This is a genomic window from Paenibacillus urinalis (assembly GCF_028747985.1).
Taxonomy (GTDB): domain Bacteria; phylum Bacillota; class Bacilli; order Paenibacillales; family Paenibacillaceae; genus Paenibacillus; species Paenibacillus urinalis.
In genome coordinates, this window is sequence record NZ_CP118108.1 from 4,575,949 (window position 1) to 4,590,000 (window position 14,052).

General features: G+C 46.3%; 9 protein-coding genes, 17 tRNA genes and 1 rRNA gene (1 of these 27 only partly in view). 1 reads left to right on the forward strand and 26 read right to left on the reverse strand.

The window, feature by feature from the left end; genetic code table 11:
* Nucleotides 1-73: 73 nt before the first annotated feature.
* The 8 genes from PUW25_RS21160 to PUW25_RS21195 all read right to left on the reverse strand — a co-directional run bounded on the left by PUW25_RS21160 (nt 74) and on the right by PUW25_RS21195 (nt 7,791).
* Nucleotides 74-769 (reverse strand): PspA/IM30 family protein, encoded by a 696-nt coding sequence (locus PUW25_RS21160; protein WP_047913507.1) that lies wholly within the window; start codon nt 767-769, stop codon nt 74-76.
* Nucleotide 770: 1 nt separating this feature from the next.
* Nucleotides 771-1,229, reverse strand: coding sequence for a PspC domain-containing protein (locus PUW25_RS21165; RefSeq protein WP_274337485.1), 459 nt, complete (start codon nt 1,227-1,229; stop codon nt 771-773).
* A gap of 4 nt (nt 1,230-1,233) precedes the next feature.
* The gene (locus PUW25_RS21170) at nt 1,234-1,905 is read right to left on the reverse strand and encodes a PspA/IM30 family protein (protein WP_047913505.1); all 672 of its coding nucleotides are present in this window, start codon (nt 1,903-1,905) and stop codon (nt 1,234-1,236) included.
* 37 nt (nt 1,906-1,942) lie between these two features.
* Nucleotides 1,943-2,266, reverse strand: coding sequence for a hypothetical protein (locus tag PUW25_RS21175; RefSeq protein ID WP_076314975.1), 324 nt, complete (start codon nt 2,264-2,266; stop codon nt 1,943-1,945).
* Between the two features lie 284 nt (nt 2,267-2,550).
* Nucleotides 2,551-3,426, reverse strand: a complete 876-nt coding sequence (locus PUW25_RS21180; protein ID WP_047913503.1) for a carbohydrate ABC transporter permease — start codon at nt 3,424-3,426, stop codon at nt 2,551-2,553.
* Nucleotides 3,427-3,448: 22 nt separating this feature from the next.
* Nucleotides 3,449-4,396 carry an ABC transporter permease gene (locus PUW25_RS21185; RefSeq protein WP_047913502.1) on the reverse strand — a complete coding sequence of 316 codons (948 nt, stop codon included), beginning with the start codon at nt 4,394-4,396 and terminating at the stop codon, nt 3,449-3,451.
* 112 nt (nt 4,397-4,508) lie between these two features.
* Entirely contained in the window at nt 4,509-6,047 is a 1,539-nt protein-coding gene (locus tag PUW25_RS21190; protein WP_274337486.1) for an extracellular solute-binding protein, read from the reverse strand.
* Between the two features lie 223 nt (nt 6,048-6,270).
* A complete protein-coding gene (locus PUW25_RS21195) occupies nt 6,271-7,791 on the reverse strand; it encodes an extracellular solute-binding protein (protein WP_238546467.1) in 1,521 nt (506 codons plus the stop codon).
* A gap of 85 nt (nt 7,792-7,876) precedes the next feature.
* On the opposite strand from PUW25_RS21195, the gene PUW25_RS21200 reads away from it, so the two are divergent.
* Nucleotides 7,877-10,171, forward strand: coding sequence for a helix-turn-helix domain-containing protein (locus tag PUW25_RS21200; protein WP_047913500.1), 2,295 nt, complete (start codon nt 7,877-7,879; stop codon nt 10,169-10,171).
* A 187-nt stretch (nt 10,172-10,358) separates the two neighbouring features.
* Here PUW25_RS21200 and PUW25_RS21205 read toward each other — a convergent pair.
* The 18 genes from PUW25_RS21205 to PUW25_RS21290 all read right to left on the reverse strand — a co-directional run.
* Nucleotides 10,359-10,438 (reverse strand) — tRNA-Leu (locus PUW25_RS21205).
* A gap of 14 nt (nt 10,439-10,452) precedes the next feature.
* Nucleotides 10,453-10,526, reverse strand: a tRNA-Arg gene (locus tag PUW25_RS21210).
* 14 nt (nt 10,527-10,540) lie between these two features.
* A tRNA-Leu gene (locus tag PUW25_RS21215) sits at nt 10,541-10,626 on the reverse strand.
* 8 nt (nt 10,627-10,634) lie between these two features.
* Nucleotides 10,635-10,708: transfer RNA gene (locus PUW25_RS21220), tRNA-Cys, on the reverse strand.
* Between the two features lie 6 nt (nt 10,709-10,714).
* Nucleotides 10,715-10,789, reverse strand: a tRNA-Gly gene (locus PUW25_RS21225).
* Between the two features lie 7 nt (nt 10,790-10,796).
* Nucleotides 10,797-10,871 (reverse strand) — tRNA-Gln (locus PUW25_RS21230).
* A 12-nt stretch (nt 10,872-10,883) separates the two neighbouring features.
* Nucleotides 10,884-10,959 (reverse strand) — tRNA-His (locus PUW25_RS21235).
* A gap of 20 nt (nt 10,960-10,979) precedes the next feature.
* A tRNA-Trp gene (locus PUW25_RS21240) sits at nt 10,980-11,053 on the reverse strand.
* A gap of 7 nt (nt 11,054-11,060) precedes the next feature.
* Nucleotides 11,061-11,146: transfer RNA gene (locus tag PUW25_RS21245), tRNA-Tyr, on the reverse strand.
* 11 nt (nt 11,147-11,157) lie between these two features.
* Nucleotides 11,158-11,233 (reverse strand) — tRNA-Thr (locus PUW25_RS21250).
* A 13-nt stretch (nt 11,234-11,246) separates the two neighbouring features.
* Nucleotides 11,247-11,322, reverse strand: a tRNA-Phe gene (locus tag PUW25_RS21255).
* Nucleotides 11,323-11,458: 136 nt separating this feature from the next.
* A tRNA-Asp gene (locus PUW25_RS21260) sits at nt 11,459-11,535 on the reverse strand.
* Between the two features lie 11 nt (nt 11,536-11,546).
* A tRNA-Met gene (locus tag PUW25_RS21265) sits at nt 11,547-11,620 on the reverse strand.
* Nucleotides 11,621-11,630: 10 nt separating this feature from the next.
* Nucleotides 11,631-11,703 (reverse strand) — tRNA-Val (locus PUW25_RS21270).
* A 23-nt stretch (nt 11,704-11,726) separates the two neighbouring features.
* Nucleotides 11,727-11,798 (reverse strand) — tRNA-Glu (locus PUW25_RS21275).
* Nucleotides 11,799-11,814: 16 nt separating this feature from the next.
* A tRNA-Ser gene (locus tag PUW25_RS21280) sits at nt 11,815-11,906 on the reverse strand.
* A 1-nt stretch (nt 11,907) separates the two neighbouring features.
* Nucleotides 11,908-11,983, reverse strand: a tRNA-Asn gene (locus PUW25_RS21285).
* Between the two features lie 82 nt (nt 11,984-12,065).
* Nucleotides 12,066-14,052, reverse strand: a 23S ribosomal RNA gene (locus PUW25_RS21290) (it continues 946 nt past the right edge of the window).

A 14,052-nucleotide genomic window follows, 5' to 3' on the forward strand; every position in this document is an offset into this window, starting at 1 on the left:
CCCGTATGGCTCTATTCAACCTAGTTCAAACCACTGCTTGATTCTATCATAAGTTCATGCTGACTTGAATAGCTTATTCTTTAGGCGCTTCTTCAGAAGAGGCTTTGCCGTTCAGCTTGCTCTTCAGTGCTTCCAGCTGCTCATTTACTTTGAATTGTTTCTCCGTTTCTACCGGATTATTCGTGTAGCTGCTTCGGTATGGAGCACGCATGACATCTGCTTCTGCTTCAAGCTGCATAATTTTCTCTTCCATACGATGGAATCCAAGAGATGCATTGCCGCTTTCGATCGTGTGAACGCTGTTGATTTGGTTCATTTGCTTTTTGGCTTTAGCCATTTGTGCACGGGATACAAGCTCATTGCGCTTGTTACGCATTTTGTAGAACTCATCCTTCATGTCATGAAGCTGCTGCACAAGCTCTTTAGCTTGAGTCTCTGCTTCCACATGGAAGTTCTTATACTCCTCTGCCTTTTGATCATAGTAGATCTTCTCTTCAAGAAGCTTGCGTGCGACTTCCTCCTGCCCGTTAACAAGTGCTGCCTCAGCCTGCGATTCACGCTGTACACCAAGACGTTCCGCTTCTTCCAAACGATGCTTCATCCGGCGCTCATTCGCCATTTGTTTCGCGACAGTAACTTCTGCCTCACGAATTTCTGCTTCCATATCACGAATATATTGGTTCAGCATTACAATCGGATCTTCTACTTTGTCCAGAACTTCATTCACCGATGCTTTTGTCATATCTTTAATTCTTTTAAATACTCCCATTTTATAAATCTCCCTTCTCATACTTCGATAGTTTTTGGCGCAGCTCTTCTACTTCTTTCTTTAATGCTTTCTTCTCAATGTCACCCATCATGGAGTCGAGATCATCCGTTTTGGGCTCATAAGCGTTAGAACTCTGATAACGATTACCGCTGAATCGGTCTCTCTGCGGTTCTCTATAGGAAGCAAACCCGCCTTGGTTCGCATATTCATTGCCTTTTCCATAATATCCGCCTGCACCTGGACCAGGTCCTGGACCATAAGGGTCATAAGGTGGAATATATTCCTTCGGTACGACAAGCGCAGCAATGAAATAAAGGAAGATCATTACGCCGCCTGTAAAAAAGATGCTGACTACGAATATCAGTCTTGCTAGTGTGGAGTCTATGCCGAGTGTTTCGGATAGTCCGCCGAGTAGCCCGGTTACCATCTTATCGCGTCTTGATCGATATAATTTACTCATCTAATTACTCCTTTCCTCCGTTCTCCAGCTTCTTCTTGAGCTTCGCCATCTCTCTTTCCAAGAGATCTGAAACGGAATACTGGCTGGTTTCTCTTGTCTGCTCGCCGCGGCGCAGATCCCGAAGACTTCTTGCCTCATACTCCAGATCCGACACCCGGTCCTCGAGACGATTGAACATTCCCGGAACATGTCTTCCGCCATATTGGCCAGAGCGTTCATTCATTCTTTGCTGCAGCTGTATCGTCTGCATTCTTGCATAGTAATATTGGCGTTTACTGTACACTGCTTGATATTCGGTCTTGAGATGGTCTAACTGCTCCTCAAGCTCTGTTAATGCATCTCTACTTTGATCGTACAGTTCGATATACTGTTTGTACTTTTCTTCGTAGAGCATTTTTTCCTGCAATGCCAGCTTGGCCAGATGATCTTCCTCTGCTTTGAGTGCCAGCAGAGCCTGCTCTTCTCTCTTCGCAATCATGGCTGAAGCCTCATCTACCTGCTGCTTTAATTGTCTGGTATGTCTTGAATATTGCTGGTGAAGCTTCTCAACCTCTCCAATCTCATTCCGTGTATCCATCAGAAATTGATCGATCAGCTTGACAGGATCTTGACTTTGTTCCAGATGTTCATTAATGGTGGCTGCGGTGATATCCCGCATTCGACGAAATACGCCCATTCTTGATCTGACCTCCCTTTCCAACTGTTAAATTTAATTAGTAACGTCTGCTGCTGTGATTGCTCTTGTCCTTCAGCATGTAAATCCCAAATACGATCAACCCGATTGCAATGAGGGGTCCGATTAACCATGCCAGCTTGCTGATCAGAACCAGCACACCAATGACAAGAATGATATAACCGATTAAGGTGTTGCCTCTCTTGACACCGTAGTATCCAAGAGCGATCATCGCGATTGGAACCAGATAACCCATAATTTCTCTAGTTACTGCTCCCAGGAAGGGAAGAAATCCTCCGAATAGCATCAAGGCTCCCACGACGATCAGGATGATCGCTAAGCTTTTACCTTTACTGTATCTCATATGTTGTTATCACCGCCTTCTTGTTTGTCTTCCTTCTTTACGATTTGCTTCGTGTTTTGTTTCTTGTTTTTACTTCGTGTTCCTTATGACTTTATTTTAGGAGAATTTACTTCTTTTCAAAACGGACCGGGGACGGTTTTTTAACCTAGACTCTGGTCGGGGATGAGCCAAGACCTTATAAGTACAGACATTATCGTGAGCATAATTACAATACAAAAACCGCTCCTCTGGTGAAGAGGAGCGGAGTGACTCACATTTGATAACCAAAATTTCAAACAGCTGGCTCAGCCCTTAATCGAACCCAGCATCGCACCTTTCGCGAAATGCTTCTGCAAGAATGGATAGACCATCAGGATCGGCAGTGTCGCTACCACGATTACCGCCATCTTCACTGCCTGGTCGGGCGGTGGAACGGAGGAATCTAGCTCTGAGCTGTAGTCCATACCGCTTGCGAGTACAACGATTTGACGCAGCAACACTTGGATTGGCCACATTTTACTCTCATTTAAATAAAGGATCGCGCTCATATAGGTATTCCAATACGTAACCGCATAGAACAGTGAGATGGTTGCAATGGCCGGCATGGACAGCGGAAGCACGATACGGAACAGAATTCCAAAATCATTCGATCCGTCGATCTTCGCGGATTCTTCCAAGCCCTCCGGAATGTTCTGAAAGAAATTTTTAAGAATGATCATATTAAAGGCACTTATAGCGCTTGGCAAGATCAGGGCAGCATACGTATCAATTAATCCGAGCTCCTTCACAACGAGAAACGTAGGGATCATCCCTCCGCTGAACAGCATCGTGAAGACGACCATAAACATGATAACCTTGCGTCCATCCAGATCCCGTCTCGAGAGTCCATATGCCATCAGTGATGTAATCAGCATACTGAACAATGTGCCAATGACGGTAACTCCAATGGATACCAGCATCGCTCGAAAGATCGTATTTGTTGAAAATATAAACTTGTAGGCATCCAAACTCCAATCTGTCGGGATGAGTACAAATTTCTTGGCTGCCATTTCAGCACTTGTCGTGAATGAACCAGCGACCACATGCACAAATGGCAATACAGTAACCAGTGCAATGACGGCAAGCAGAATAAAATTCACAATAGAGAACATTTTACCGCCCAGCGTTCTGTCTTCAACCATTTTCTCTCTCCTCCCGACGAGATTAGTAAACGCCCTCTTCGCCCATTTTTTTGGCTAGTTTATTGGCGACCATGACAAGGATTAATCCAACAAAGGATTTAAAGAAGCCGATCGCAGTACTATAGCTGAATTGTCCCTGCTTCATTGCAGCTGTATAGACATAAGTATCAATGATCTCGGCAACCTCACGGTTCATGGAGTTCAGCAGGAGATATACATGCTCGAAGCCAAGCTCCAGCACATCGCCGATCTTCAGAATGAGCAGTATAATGATGACACTGCGAATGGCAGGAAGTGTGATATGCCATATTTGACGCAGCCGATTCGCTCCGTCCATTCTTGCCGCTTCGTACAGCTGAGGATCAACAGAGGCAATGGCAGCAAGGTAAACAATTGTTCCCCAGCCTGCCTCACGCCAGATCACCTGAATGATATACGTTGGCCTGAACCACTCTGTGCTGAGCAAGAAATTTATTTTCTCGAAGCCAAAAAATACGAGCAGCTCATTCACAATCCCGCCGTCCATCGTCAGCATGACATAGCCGATCGATACGATAATAACCCAGGACATGAAATGCGGCAGATACACGAGGGTTTGGAATGTCTTTTTGAAGAAGGAGTTCCTCACCTCGTTCAGCATAAGGGCAAGAATGATCGGCACTGGAAAATAGAAGAGCAGATTTAACCCGAACAGGATGAGTGTATTCGTGAGTATGTTTAGAAAATCTGGCTCATTGAACAATCGGGCAAAGTGCTCGAATCCTACCCATTCGCTGCCAAGTATCCCCTTGAACGGCTTATAGTCCTGAAATGAAATGACAAGTCCATACATCGGTAAATATTTAAAGATAAGAAAATAAAGAATACCTGGGAGCAGCATGACGTAAATCCATTTATTTTTCCAAATTCTTTTACGCAGCCTGCTCTCCTTTTTACGGGTTGTTGCAGATGGAACGGCGATTTCCTGCATGGCTCTCTCCCTTTCTATCCGTTATGCCCGGCGGCACTAGTAACGTCTGGATGAAACATCATCGGATGTTTTTGGCAATACTGAAACTTTTATAACTACAGAGACCCTATTGTTACTTCTTGGCTGCGTACGCTTCATTAAATTCTTGAATAATCTGCTCCCCGCCTTGCTTCTTCCATTGCTCTATAGCAGCTTCAAATCCTGCTTGGTCTAAGGTTCCATAAATATACTTGTAAGTCGCATCCGTAATGATCGTCTGCAGCTCTACACCTTTAGTTGTATAGGTCTCAGAATCAAGCGCAGCCGTAGGATCGTGAACGGCAATCTCCTCATTCGCCACGGTCAGCTCTTCTGCATGGATTCGGCCCGGCAGATCATGATAACCTTCATACATTCCATTGGTTTCGGGTTCCCCGATAACACTGTCTTTGTAGCCCTTGACTTCACGTTCCGTTTTTTCCTGATCCTCCGATGCTTTTGCCTTACTGTCTTCAACGGTATAATGTACACCCTCCTGTCCCCAGTACATTAAATTGGCCACTTCAGGAGTCATCATCTTGTCAAAGAAGGCTAGCACCTGCTTCAGCTCTGCTTCATCCTTGATCGCGGAAGTTGGGAACAAAATGACATTGTTATAACCAGGAATTGCCCAGGTTGCCGCTTCTCCGGTAGGTCCAGCAATTTTGCTCTCCACATCCAGCACAGCATCCGGCGCATTCTTGATCAGGTCCTTGTGAAGAGAGTTAATATCCGACATCGCCCCTACATAAGCTCCTGCCTTACCGCTCGTGAACAAGTTAACCTGATCTGTTTTACTCGTAGCTGCAAAATCCTGATTGATCAGCCCTTCCTGATGAAGCTTCTTGAAGAAATCGAGGGTTTCCATATACTCAGGGAATGTGAAATCTGGCTGGAGCTGTCCATCCTTCTCCCCCCAGTTATTCGGAACGTTGTACCAGGAAGCAACCGTCTTAAAGGCTCCATATACCAAATCATTTCGGTCGGTCAGTCCAATCGTATTGTCCTGACCATCTCCGTCCGGATCCTGCTCTTTAAACGCTTTCAACATATTGTAGAATTGATCCACATTGGTTGGTGCTTCAATGCCCAGCTTATCTGCCCAATCTTTACGATAGATGAGCCCCTGCCTTGCTAATGGCCGGCCGATATATAATGAATAGAGCTTTCCATCCACCTTTGTATTCTCAAGAATGAGTGGTTTCAGTTTATTTAAATTTTCAAATTCGCTTAAGTAAGGACCAATCTCCCAAAACTGTCCGTCACGAATGGCTTCCTTCATTTGAATGAATGTGGCCTGATTCTTCAGGTAAGTGACATCGGGTAATGAACCTGTAGCAAAGGAGGTCGTTAATTTCTCTTCATAAGTGTCGGCCGGAAAAAATTGATACGTCAGCTTCGTATTTGTCAGCTTCTCCACTTCATTTTTAATCGTATCCGGTGGAGTTTCTGCAGTGTTTAGAGGAAGCATAATCGTAATCTCTGCCGGTTGATTGGATGCTTCTTCTCCCCCTTGAGCTGCCCCTGGTTCGCTGGGAGTTCCTGAGCTGCTGTCACCTCCGCCTCCACAGGCAGATAGAACCATACTGAATGACGTTAAAAGACTAAGCATGGCGAATGTTCTTTTTTTCATTTTTGTCATGACCTCCATTAAGTTGATGGATAACTTGCTTGCCTCTTCACATTACATTTGAAAAACAGAGTACGAATACAATCATTTGCCCATATCGCCCGATTTCTTATGACACCTAATCAAATGATTATCATGGTTATTAGCGTTATTTCCGCTCACAAAGAATAAAAAAACGCCCAATCTGATTCCTGCGAATCACCATTGGACGGTTCCTTATACCTATTCACTTGAAATAAGCAGAAGTATATTCTTGTATAATATCTTCTCCGCCCAGTTGCTTCCATCGATCAATTTCACGGGCGAAGCCTTCTTGATCAAGATTTCCCAAAATGTAATGATAGGTTGCATCGGATATCAATGTTTCCAATTCCACATTTTTTTCGGCATACGTATCAGACTCCAGATGGAGCGTCGGGTCCTGAACCAGGAACTTCTCATTATCCATGCTCAATTCCTCTGCTAATGCAGTTAATGCTTCCTGCTTCGCAATTGGCATTACATTAGGGTTGCTGAGATCCGCAATCATTAATGTGTACAACGGATTTACTTCGTTAACCCGCAGAATTGATGTTCCTTCATCGAGCAGCACCTTGCCATCCTGAACCGTGTAGTGTATACCTTCAATACCATAGCGCATTAAATTGGCTACATCCTCATCCATCGTTCTGTCAAAAAAGCCTAGGATCTTTTTCAGCTCCGCTTCTGTTTCTATGGCCTTCTTCGAAAATAAAAAAACACCGTTATAATTCGGTATAGACCACACTTTATATCCTGCCGGCCCCTGTATTCGATTCGAAAGCGTGAATCTTGCGTCTGGATTCAGTACCTTAGTCTCATCATACAAACGCTGCACATCTGTCATGCTGCCAATATATACACCAGCTTTGCCTGTAATGATCATATCTCTCTGTACATCCTTGCTAGTGACAGCAAAATCCTGATTGATCAGCTTTTCCTTAACGAGCTTCTTCATGAAGTTCATCGTGTCCAGGTAGGCCTGGGTCTCAAACTCAGGAATCAATGTGTTTCCTTTGACCAGCCAGTTATTCGGTGTTCCAAAATACGAAGATAGTGTCTTAAAAGCCCCATAGGTGAGGTCGTTCCGATCTGCTAATCCAATCGTATCATCCATGCCATTTCCGTCCGGATCAGAAAAAGTAAACGCTCTCATAACCTCGTACAGCTGGTCTAATGTTTTCGGTGTTTCAAGCCCCAGCCGATCAAGCCAATCTTCTCGAATGATGACGCCTTGTCTTGAAGAGGGTCTCTCTGTGTATAATCCGTAAATACGTCCATCCACCGCCGTCTGCTCAAGTATACCGGAATCCAAATATCTGAGATTCGGAAATTCTTCGATATAGGAGCCGATTTCCCAGAATGCATCCGTTCGTATCGCATTTTTGATAAACGGATAATCAATATGCTTCACGAAGGTAACTTTCTTCATGGAATTGGTCGTGAGTGCCGTGTTCAGCTTATCTGTGTATATACCGTCTGTGATCCAATTGATCTCCAGCTCCGTATGAGTAAGCTGCTCAATTCGATCCATGATTTCATCGCTCGGCGGATGGGGAAAATGGAGCGGGACCATCATTGATATTGGAAGCTTCTCCTCTGCTGGTACTTGCAGTTCCGCCTTAAGGGCTCCACTATTGCAGCCACTAATGAGCATGATGGACAATAAGCCTGCTCCGGCCGCAATTAAGCGTCTCCCCCATGCTTTTCGCTTAAAAAGAATCATCATAACAGCCCATCCCCCTTGCCGAATTTTCCATTTATAGGCATAATCAATAAGAAGCCTCAATTACTAATCGAGACAGGTGATGTCCATGCGCTGGAACGCTTTGAGCTTTTTAAGCAAAATAACGATCTTCGTCCTCCTGCTGAGCACGATTCCTGTCATTTTCATCGGTGTATTCGCTTATGTTACCTCTACTCAGGAGATACAGCGGAACGTCAACAGCAGTAAGATGCAGCTTATTTTGCAAATTAATTCCAATTTAGAGCAAAAGCTCGTGACTGTCAACCACACACTTAATCAGGTAGTCAGCTCCAGTGTGCTTAAAAACGCTCTTTATAGCCCACTTTTTGTAACCGATTTCAAAACCTATAATGATCTCCGCACTGAAGTCCGAAACATGCAGTCATTTGAAACCAAGCTCGATGATGTTGTACTCATCAATTTCAACCAAAATTGGATGATCAAAAACTCAGGTCTCTACCGTTTCGATGATTATCCCCTCGCCGATGAGATCCAGAGTCTTCAGAATATGAAGGAAAATTCAGGCTGGACTCTCACTCCATCGAAATGGTTTTATAGTGAGGAGAATGCGAACGGTGCCAACTGCCAGTACAATATCAGCCTGGTCAAAAAACTGCCGGCCACCGGGATCGAGAAATCTGGTCTTGCGATCGCCAATATCCCCTCCTGTGAGCTAAAGGACTTTATCCAAAAGGATGGTGACTCGACGGAAGACATTATTATCTTAGATGCCAATGAACGTATTCTGTTTCACTATAATCAGGAACTGATTGGCAAGTCCTTAGCTGAGAGTGGACTTCGTGCCGAAGGCAGACTCGAGCAGCCGTCCGGGCAGTTTACAACGGAACTCTCGGGCCAAGATTACGCGGTATCTTATTATCGTTCTGAGCTTAATGATTGGACCTACTTATCGGCAACCTCCATCCAGAGTCTTACTCAAAAATCATCACAAATTGGAACCTACACACTGCTGATGTGTCTGGCTTTGCTGCTTATTTCCGTTGGAATGGCCTTTCTTGGATCAAGACGCATTTATTCACCTATCCGGAGATTACTGAATGAGCTGGGGCTTAGACCAGAACGTAACGAATTTGAGCATATTGGAGCTGAAGTTTCTGACTTATTCCAGTCGAAGACTAGGCTTGAAAAGGAGCTGCATCAGCACATTCAGCAGGTTAGAACCTTCTATCTAACGAGAGTATTCACAGGTCAGTTTAAATCAAATGAGCTTCTTCACAAGCTCGAGCAATATGGTTATGGCAAACAAATCAACGAATGGCGCACGATGGCTGTCTTGACCATTCAGATTGATTTTACGGAGCAAACCCGATATGAGAAAAAGGATCTTGAGCTGTTATTGTTTGCCGTACAAAATATGCTGGAAGAGCTTGTCTCACAGAAAGAGCGTCTTAGTCCGGTCATTATCGACCATACCATCGTTCTGCTGGTTGGCGGTGAAGAAACGGATGATACCGTATTTAATGCTTATCTCTACTCTTTAACAGAGGATGTTCAAAACCATATTGATCAAGTGCTTGATCTATCAGTGAGTATCGGGATTAGCTTACCTGTGGAATCGTTCCACGGTATTTCTATGGCATATCGTGAGGGGCTCGAGGCACTCAGACATCGGATCAAGCTCGGTAAAGGCATCGTCATCCAGTATCAGGATCTAAATGACGGTAAGCACTATGTTAACCTGTCTTATCCAGCACAGCTGGAGAATGAGCTGATAGAGGCGATCAAGCTGGCAGATGAGCGCAAGGCCCGTGATACTTTTGATCAGCTGCTTGACGGTATCTTCGATCTTGAGCTGCTTCCCCATGAATACCAAATACCGATTACTCGGCTGCTTAATAATCTTCTGCTGATCATGCAAGAGTCAGGAATTAGTGTGCATCAAATCTATCATGAGAAACGCTCTGTCTTTGAAGATATTCTGAAGCTGGACACTGTTGATGAGATCCGTAATTGGTTCTGGTCCAAGCTTATTCTTCCTACTCTTGGTGTATTCCGTAATCGCCAGAATACTCAGTATCATCATATTTCTGAGAAGATCATTGACCTCGTGCAGAATTATTATGATACAGATCTTACGTTAGAGGAATGTGCCCATCGTCTTCATTACAATGCCAATTATCTTAGCAGTGTGTTTCGTAAAGAGACCGGCTGCTCGTTTAGCGAATATTTGACCAACTATCGTTTTAGTATGGCAAAAAAATGGCTGACAACGTCCGATATGTCCATCAAGGACATCGCTACCAAACTAAGGTACAACAATTCCCAAAACTTCATTCGCTCTTTCCGGAAAATAGAGGGCGTCACACCTGGACAATATCGGGAAGATAGAAAAGCAATCTAATCATAGGAGGCAATATAGCCTCCTATTCTCGTCTCTTTTTTTCTTACCAACTTATCCGTATAATACCCAACGATTTGACTCGATTTAAAGTCACGGATATGTAGACGAAAACACGCTTATAGAATGAAATTTCAACGCAAAAAAAGCAAGGAGCATTACTATGTTAGTAATGCTCCTTGCTGAGTTATGCCGGTGAAGGGACTCGAACCCCCACGGTTTCCCTCACGATTTTGAGTCGCGCGCGTCTGCCAATTCCGCCACACCGGCTTATTTAATTAAAGCGTGCCCTAAGAGATTCGAACTCCTGACCTTTTGATTCGTAGTCAAACGCTCTATCCAGCTGAGCTAAGGGCACATATTGATCTAACATGCGGAAGACCAGACTTGAACTGGTACGATAGTCACCTACCGCAGGATTTTAAGTCCTGTGCGTCTGCCGATTCCGCCACTCCCGCTTAAGAAATGGAGGCGCCACCCAGATTCGAACTGGGGATAAAGCTTTTGCAGAGCTGTGCCTTACCACTTGGCTATGGCGCCTTATTATGGAGCGGACGACGGGAATCGAACCCGCGACCCTCGCCTTGGCAAGGCGATGCTCTACCGCTGAGCCACGTCCGCGCAAAAATGGCTGGGGATATAGGATTCGAACCTATGCGTGACGGAGTCAAAGTCCGTTGCCTTACCGCTTGGCTAATCCCCAATAAAATATAAATGGGGCGATCGATGGGACTTGAACCCACGAATGCCGGAGCCACAATCCGGTGCGTTAACCCCTTCGCCACGACCGCCATATAAATTATAAGGTAATTGGCAGGGGCAGCAGGAATTGAACCCACACTAACGGTTTTGGAGACCGCTGTTCTACCTTTAAACTATGCCCCTATGAAACTGGTGGAGGATGATGGATTCGAACCACCGAACCCTTACGGGAGCAGATTTACAGTCTGATGCGTTTGGCCACTTCGCTAATCCTCCATATGAAACTGTGGTGCCGGCGAGAGGACTTGAACCCCCAACCTACTGATTACAAGTCAGTTGCTCTACCAGTTGAGCTACACCGGCACAAGGTGTTAAATGGTGGCTCGGGACGGAATCGAACCGCCGACACGAGGATTTTCAGTCCTCTGCTCTACCGACTGAGCTACCGAGCCATATTATATCATAATAAGTTAAGTGGCGGAACTGACGGGATACTCTCACATTCATTCGAGACTGCGAAGTATTGCTATCGATGCAAATGCTTCGACGAACCCTAATCGGCTTCTCACCCTGAAGCTTATTCTAAGATGGCGGAACTGACGGGATTCGAACCCGCGATCTCCTGCGTGACAGGCAGGCATGTTAGGCCTCTACACCACAGTTCCATATAATTCAATTGCGGGGGCAGGATTTGAACCTGCGACCTTCGGGTTATGAGCCCGACGAGCTACCGAGCTGCTCCACCCCGCGATATTAAGAATGGAGACTGAGGGGATCGAACCCCCGACCCTCTGCTTGTAAGGCAGATGCTCTCCCAGCTGAGCTAAGTCTCCATTATATAAAGAATAAATTAAAGTGACCCGTAGGGGATTCGAACCCCTGTTACCTCCGTGAAAGGGAGGTGTCTTAACCCCTTGACCAACGGGCCTTACTTATAAAAATAGTGGCGGAGAGAGAGGGATTCGAACCCTCGAGACGCTTTTGGCGCCTACACGATTTCCAATCGTGCTCCTTCGGCCAACTCGGACACCTCTCCATGGCTCCCCGAACAGGACTCGAACCTGTGACAACTCGATTAACAGTCGAGTGCTCTACCAACTGAGCTATCAGGGAATAAAGAACATATGATTGTTCTTTCAAAACTAGATACGAAACAATGTGCGATTTATTGCTTTCCCCATTGTTGGGGTATTTTTTGGATAAGCCCTCGACCGATTAGTACTGGTCAGCTCCATGCATTGCTGCACTTCCACCCCCAGCCTATCTACCTCGTCGTCTTCAAGGGGTCTTACTAGTTGGGAAATCTCATCTTGAGGGGGGCTTCACGCTTAGATGCTTTCAGCGCTTATCCCGTCCGTACATAGCTACCCAGCGGTGCTCCTGGCGGAACAACTGGTACACCAGCGGTACGTCCATCCCGGTCCTCTCGTACTAAGGACAGCTCCTCTCAAATTTCCTACGCCCACGACAGATAGGGACCGAACTGTCTCACGACGTTCTGAACCCAGCTCGCGTACCGCTTTAATGGGCGAACAGCCCAACCCTTGGGACCTACTTCAGCCCCAGGATGCGATGAGCCGACATCGAGGTGCCAAACCTCCCCGTCGATGTGGACTCTTGGGGGAGATAAGCCTGTTATCCCCAGGGTAGCTTTTATCCGTTGAGCGATGGCCCTTCCATGCGGTACCACCGGATCACTAAGCCCGACTTTCGTCCCTGCTCGACTTGTAGGTCTCGCAGTCAAGCTCCCTTGTGCCTTTACACTCTTCGAATGATTTCCAACCATTCTGAGGGAACCTTTGGGCGCCTCCGTTACTCTTTAGGAGGCGACCGCCCCAGTCAAACTGCCCACCTGACACTGTCCTCGCACCGGATCACGGTACCAAGTTAGAACCTAGATACGATCAGGGTGGTATCCCAACGTTGCCTCCACAGAAGCTGGCGCTCCTGTTTCCTAGGCTCCCACCTATCCTGTACAGATCGTACCCAAATCCAATATCAAGCTGCAGTAAAGCTCCATGGGGTCTTTCCGTCTTGTCGCGGGTAACCTGCATCTTCACAGGTATTAAAATTTCACCGGATCTCTCGTTGAGACAGCGCCCAAGTCGTTACGCCATTCGTGCGGGTCAGAATTTACCTGACAAGGAATTTCGCTACCTTAGGACCGTTATAGTTACGGCCGCCGTTTACTGGGGCTTCGGTTCACAGCTTCGGGTTTAACCCCTAACCGCTCCCCTTAACCTTCCAGCACCGGGCAGGCGTCAGCCCGTATACTTCGCCTTGCGGCTTCGCACAGACCTGTGTTTTTGCTAAACAGTCGCTTGGGCCTTTTCACTGCGGCCCCCTCGTGCTATTCACACTACCGGGGCACCCCTTCTCCCGAAGTTACGGGGTCATTTTGCCGAGTTCCTTAACGAGAGTTCTTCCGCGCGCCTTAGAATTCTCTTCTCACCTACCTGTGTCGGTTTACGGTACGGGCACCTTCATCTGGCTAGAGGCTTTTCTTGGCAGTGTGAGATCATGACCTTCGCTACTGTAATTTTCACTCCCCATCACAGTCCAGCCTTAATAGTATGCGGATTTGCCTACATACCAGCCTCACTGCTTGGACAGACATCCATCAGTCTGCGTCACTACCCTACTGCGTCCCCCCATCGCTCGTAACGATTTACGGTGGTACAGGAATTTCGACCTGTTGTCCTTCGACTACGCCTATCGGCCTCGCCTTAGGTCCCGACTTACCCTGAGCGGACGAGCCTTCCTCAGGAACCCTTAGGTTTTCGGCGGATCAGATTCTCACTGATCTTTTCGTTACTCATACCGGCATTCTCACTTGTATGCGCTCCAGCAGTCCTTCCGGTCCACCTTCACGGCTGCATACAACGCTCCCCTACCCCTGATACATAAGTATCAAGCCATAGCTTCGGTGGTGTGTTTAGCCCCGTTACATTTTCGGCGCAGAGTCACTCGACCAGTGAGCTATTACGCACTCTTTAAATGGTGGCTGCTTCTAAGCCAACATCCTGGTTGTCTGTGCAACTCCACATCCTTTCCCACTTAACACACACTTGGGGACCTTAGCTGATGGTCTGGGCTGTTTCCCTCTTGACAATGGATCTTAGCACTCACTGTCTGACTCCCGGAATTAAGTCTATGGCATTCGGAGTTTGACTGAGCTTGGT